At 72.4% G+C, this 3,900-nt stretch carries 4 protein-coding genes; all 4 read right to left on the minus strand.

Annotation, left to right across the window (positions count from 1 at the left end):
* Positions 1-906, minus strand: a 906-nt coding sequence (locus V7004_RS15330) for a hypothetical protein (protein ID WP_334145090.1), incomplete at its 3' end; no start/stop codon positions are given.
* A gap of 83 nt (positions 907-989) precedes the next feature.
* The gene (locus V7004_RS15335) at positions 990-1,907 is read right to left on the minus strand and encodes a hypothetical protein (protein ID WP_334145091.1); all 918 of its coding nucleotides are present in this window, start codon (positions 1,905-1,907) and stop codon (positions 990-992) included.
* A 57-nt stretch (positions 1,908-1,964) separates the two neighbouring features.
* Positions 1,965-3,464 carry a hypothetical protein gene (locus tag V7004_RS15340; RefSeq protein ID WP_334145092.1) on the minus strand — a complete coding sequence of 500 codons (1,500 nt, stop codon included), beginning with the start codon at positions 3,462-3,464 and terminating at the stop codon, positions 1,965-1,967.
* Between the two features lie 97 nt (positions 3,465-3,561).
* A partial coding sequence (locus V7004_RS15345) for a hypothetical protein (protein ID WP_334145094.1) occupies positions 3,562-3,900 on the minus strand: 339 nt, incomplete at its 5' end.

Raw genomic sequence — 3,900 nt, forward strand, 5'->3', positions numbered from 1 at the left:
TTGGTGGGCCTGCCAGCGGTGGTCGAGGGCGTCGGCGGCGGCGTCGAGGCTGTCGATGCCGAGCGTGCGGGCCGCGGCTTCGATCCCGCCGCGTCGCAAAGCGGTGGCGGCGGCCCACAGTCGCACCGAGCCCGGCCGGATGTCGCGATGGTCGAGTCCGGCGCTGCGGAGGAGCCTGGTGAGCTGGTTGGCGGTCGCGGCCTGGGCGCTGTGGCCGGTCGCGGCGCTGGGCCGTCGGGTTACCACGGGGTGGTCGGGCTCGGGCAGGCAGGCGCGCTGCCAGCGTCCGAGCACGGCGGTCCCCCAGTCGGTGAGCACCCCCGTACGGGCCTTGATGGGGTCGGCGCCCGGCAGGGCGACGGTGCTGGCGGTGAGGTCGACGTCGGCCCAACGGATGCATGGGATCTCGCCGCTGGTGGCCGATGCTTCGGCGAGGGCGATGACGGCGGCGGCCCGCAACGGTTGCTGGGTGCGGCCGAGCGCGGCGATGCGGAGGCGGTCGAGCTCGTCGTCGGTGAGGGGTCGTGGCCGGCGTCCGGTCTTGGCGGGCAGGTCCACACCGGCGGAGGGGTCGACGGTGCCGGGGGCGAGGGTGGTGACGGTGCGGTAGATGGCTCGCAGGGCGGTGCGGCGCAAGTGCACGGTGTGCAGCGACGGTGGGGTGCGCCGGCGGGTTGGTGCCCACACGAAGCCCTCGCAGTCCTCGCGGGTGGCGTCGGTGATCGACGCGACGCCGGTGGCGTCGAGGCGTGCCGCGAAGCGGCGGGCGAGCTCACCGAGGCGACGCCGCGTGGCGTCGGTGAGCGGTTCGCGCTCCCAGGCGGCGATCACCGCGTCGATCTCGGCCGACGGGCCAGCGCCGAGGAGGAGCCGGCGGGCGTGCTGGTTTCCGTGGTGGGTGGCCATGACCGCGACGTTGCCGGCATCGCCGCCGGCTGCACTTGCCGCCCCGCCAGCAACCACGGCCCGCTGGCGAGGCCGTTGGTCGTTCAGGCGGGCTTGGGTGAGCGCTTGCGGGTCGGGGGATGCGGGCGGATGCCGATCTCGCGTGCGACGGTCATGAGGTCGTCGTGGCCGAGCGCTTCGGCGGTGGCGACGAGGTCACCGGTGGTGTCGTAGTGGGCACGGCCGAAGGTGTTGCGGATCGACATTGGCGCGACGGTGTGGTCACCGGCGAGACCGGCGTCGCGCAGCACGGCACCGACGGTCATGACCAACGCGGACTGGACCTTGGCCGGGTCGGTGGAGCGGCCGCTGTAGAGCACGGGGCAGGCCCCGGCGGCGGTGACCAGCGTCGTCACGCCGGGGCGGGCCCACCGTGGGATCTCCGCGGGTCGGGGCCGCGCTTGGGGGTAGCCGCACCTGGTGTGGCGACAGGTGCCGGGCAGGTCGACGGCCTCGGCCAAGCCCGACACGCCGCGGGTGAAGCTCGCTGCGGTCAGCTTGCCGAGCTCGCCGCTGGTGGCGCCGCTGTCGATGAGGCCGACCACCCCGGTGCGGCCAGCGGAGTGCAGCGCGCAGTGCCGAACCAGGGCCCGCTCAAGGCGGGTGAGGGGCCGCCTTCGGGCATGAGGGTCCGGGTGTGGCAGCCTCGCCCACGTGAGCGGATCGACAGCGAGCTGGGAGAGCCGTTCGAACAGGCGCAGCGCGGCCCGCCGGTCACAGTCGTCGGCGTGGGTGTCCGCGGCGCCCAGGAACCGCCCGACGGCGACGGCTGGGTGATGCCGCTCGAGGAGATCGCCCAGCTCACCGGCGAGGGCCTCGAGGCGGGTCAGGTCCTCGACGGTGCAGATGTGCAGCGGGGCGAGGCGGGAGCTGAGCGAGCCCGGTGGGCCGTCTTCGCCCCAGCTCGCCCAGCGGGCGGCCAGGTCGGTGTCGGACACGGCGGTGGTGGCGGGGCTGTTCATGGACGCCACCGTCTGCAGCAGCGACGGCGGCGCAATCGCCGTCGTCGCCGCTGATCCTCAGGTGGCGCTGCGCAGCTGGCGGCGCTGGGTGAGGCGGGCTTCGTGCTGGGCGCAGGTGGTGTGATGGGCGGCGTGCACGTCCCAGGCGATGGCGTTGCACAACAACACGGCGCCGATGACGTCGAGCAGGAAGTGTTGCGGGTCGAGGCTGGAGGCGCGGTTGCGGGGCAACATCGCCTTGAGCCAGGAGAACACCGACTCGTTGTCGCTGCGGAGGCCCTCGATGCGCGCCGCCCCGGTGGCAGCCTCGGGGATCGGGCGCACCCAGTCGGCCAGGGCGAGCTGCCGGCCGTTGCGGGCCTTGCCGGGCCGGGTGGCGGCGAAGTCGATGTCGGTGCTCACCGCGCCGTGGCGGCACGGGATGACGAACCGGCCGACAGGGTGGGTGCCGTCGGAATGCCGTTCCCACCGCAGGTCGCGACAGTCCAGGTAGGTGGCGTCCAGGCTGACCTCATGGCCGGCATCGACGGCGACGACCGCACCGTCGAGCGCCCACAGGTCATGCGCGCACCTGCCGGTCCCGGTGAGGTGCTCGACGGTGCGAAGGTAGTACAGGGCGAGGCGTGCCTTGGGGGCAACATCATCGCCGCTGCGGCGCCGAGCGCCTTTGCCCTTGCGCTTCTCGCGAGTCCCCGCGCTGCGGTAGCCGTCCCGGCGCAGCTCGGCGGGCAGGACCAGGTGCGCCCGGTTCGGTGCCGCTTCAGGCATCGCTACGAACGGCACCACCCCCGCCAACATCAGCTCGCGCATGTGCCGACCGCTCATCAGCCGGTCATAGACCGTGTGGGTGACCCCACCGGCGGCGGCGTCGATGACCCGGCGCATCAGGTCGAGCGCTGAGCCGACCTCGTTGCCGTCCCGGAACAAGTCGACGCCCAGGATGACTCGCTGCCAGCGGCGCCGGCCGTGGCAGCCGACCACATTGATCGGCAAGCCGCTGCCGGCGGCGCGGCCGTCTTTGCCCTCGAACCGCGACGCCACCCTGGGCCGATGCTCAGCGCGGGAGCCGCGCACCACCCCGTCCTCGTCGACCGACACGTCCGACAGCGGCGAAAACACCGACCCGTCGCCATAGATGACCCGGCTGGCATCAGGGCGGTCCCAGCGACTCGGGCCCGGCACCACCAGACCCACCTGCCGGGCCAGCGTCACCGTCAGCTCGGGGAGCGCGGCAGCGAGCGCCTCAGCCGCGCCATCATCGGCAGCGCGGCGCAGGTGATGCAGCTTGTTGAACGTCGGAGGCTTCTTCGGCAGGACCCGTCCGGCCCGGGCCGCCGAAGCGCGGATCAGCTCCCACAGCACCGTCGAGCGCAACGCAGAATCACAGCTGTTCGCCGAGCCGAACGCCCACCGGCCGGCCAGGAAAACCAGCGTCGACGCCGGGTCAGCTGCCGAGCCGTTGCGGGCCGGAACGAAACCGGCGAGCACATCAGCGAAGTCGTCAAGGCCGGGCATAGCCGCCACGGCCTCGAGATCAGAGATGGGGTTGCGGTCCATCGAGGCTCCCGTCGGTGAGCCGGCACCCGATGCGCCGGACTGCACCGCACCGTCGGATCACTCGACCGCAGCGCAATCCCCGCCACCGACGGCGCCGTCACGAGACAGCCGTACCGCCAAGTGCCACCATGAACAGACCCCACCTGGCCAAAGCCCGATCGGGCGCCAACAACCGCGAACCAACCCCGGGACTCCGACAACGGCTCGACGTCGGCGTCCGCTCCAAGCAGGCCGTCCAATCCAGCTGGGGTGAGACGCTCGAAAGTGCCTGATTCTTGAGTTCGAAGCCGTCGCCGACCCTGGCGAGCATCCGATTCACTGTCATGCGGTAGGTGGCGAAGGCATCGTCGTAGCTGAAGGCTGAAGCACCCCGGGTCCGCTGCGCGTCGACAAGTCCTCTTGAAGGCAGCGACCGAATGGAGTCCCGGGTCAGACG

This window comes from Rhabdothermincola sp., assembly GCF_036846205.1.
GTDB lineage: Bacteria > Actinomycetota > Acidimicrobiia > Acidimicrobiales > Acidimicrobilacustridaceae > Rhabdothermincola.